This is a genomic window from Gordonia sp. NPDC057258 (genome assembly GCF_042668985.1).
In the GTDB taxonomy this organism is placed as follows: domain Bacteria; phylum Actinomycetota; class Actinomycetes; order Mycobacteriales; family Mycobacteriaceae; genus Gordonia; species Gordonia hongkongensis.
Genome location: NZ_JBHUXZ010000072.1, coordinates 1 through 1,578 on the forward strand (window position 1 = coordinate 1; position 1,578 = coordinate 1,578).

Annotated in this window: 2 protein-coding genes; both read left to right on the top strand. The window is 59.6% G+C overall.

Features of this window, described 5'->3' with window-relative positions:
* Positions 1-442 (top strand): L-serine ammonia-lyase, iron-sulfur-dependent, subunit alpha (locus ACFUEJ_RS24090; protein WP_388032351.1); only part of this gene is annotated, 442 nt, incomplete at its 5' end.
* Positions 443-532: 90 nt separating this feature from the next.
* The coding region (locus ACFUEJ_RS24095; protein WP_388032353.1) for a M20 aminoacylase family protein at positions 533-1,578 on the top strand (1,046 nt) is incomplete at its 3' end.

Here is a 1,578-nt window from a genome sequence, read left to right on the forward strand (position 1 = left end):
CCTGCAGGGCGTATTCGACTTTCTGTTGACCGCCGCCGCTATCGGCATGTTGTACAAGCTCAACGCATCCATCTCCGGTGCGGAGGTCGGTTGCCAGGGCGAGGTCGGGGTGGCGTGTTCGATGGCTGCCGGCGGCTTGTGCGCGCTGCTCGGGGGAACGCCAAAGCAGGTCGAGCACGCGGCAGAGATCGGGATGGAACACAACCTCGGCCTGACTTGCGATCCATTCGGTGGCATGGTGCAGATACCCTGCATCGAGCGAAATGCAATGGGCGCCGTCAAGGCTGTCAATGCTGCCCGGATGGCCATGGATGGCGACGGGACACACTACGTGTCGTTGGACTCGGTCATCAAGACCATGCGACAGACCGGCGCCGACATGAAGACAAAGTACAAGGAAACATCTCGGGGCGGTCTGGCAGTCAACATCATCGAATGCTGACTATCCGAAATCAGACCGGATTCCCAATCGTCGCGCGAGGCCCGGGACGTATTCCCTACAAGCCATTTCTGAATTCAAAGAACTACGATCATGAACGTCATTGCAGAAATCAATGCGGAGTCGGACGCACTGAAAGCGATCCGGCGCGACATCCATGCGCATCCGGAGGTGGGCTATGACGTACATAGAACCGCTGAGCTCGTTGCATCCAAGCTCGAACAATGGGGGCTGAGTGTAGTGCGCGGTGTCGGTCGGACCGGGGTCGTTGGTACGTTGAAGCGCGGCACCAGCGATCGCTCGATCGGATTGCGAGCCGACATGGACGCCCTCCCGATGCAGGAAGCGAACGAGTTCCCGCATCGCTCGACGGTACCCGGGGCCATGCACGCCTGCGGCCACGACGGACATACCGCGATGCTGCTCGGAGCAGCACGTCACCTGTCTCGATCGGGCGACTTCGATGGAACGGTGCATTTTATCTTCCAGCCGGCGGAGGAGGAGGGCGGCGGCGCCAATGCGATGATCGAAGACGGCCTGTTCGATCGGTTTCCGGTCGAAGCCGTTTTCGGCGTACACAACTGGCCCGGGATTCCGACTGGTCATTTCGGTGTAAGACCCGGACCGATCATGGCGTCGACCAGTCTTTTCAAGATCAAGCTCACTGGGGCTGGGTGTCATGGAGCCATGCCGCACCTGGGCACGGATCCGGTGTTCGCGGCTGCGCAGATCCTGACCTCGTTGCAGAGCATCCTGACCCGAAACAAAAACCCGATCGAAGCGGCAGCACTGTCGGTCACGCAGATCCATGCAGGTGAAGCTCAGAACGTTGTGCCGACCGAGGCATGGTTGGGAGGAACGGTTCGCACGTTTACTGACGAGACGCTCGATCTCATCGAGAAACGTATGCGCGCAATCGTGGCCGCAACTGCTGTTGGTTTCGATTGCCATAGCGAGATCGAGTTCGATCGAAACTATCCGCCGACGGTGAACGATCCGGCGCAGACAGCGATGGCCGTCGAGGTGATGCGTGAACTCGTTGGCGACGATGCGGTGAACGCGTCAATTCCCCCGACGATGGCCGCAGAAGATTTCTCGTTCATGTTGCGTGCGAAGCCGGGTTGTTATGCGTTCATCGG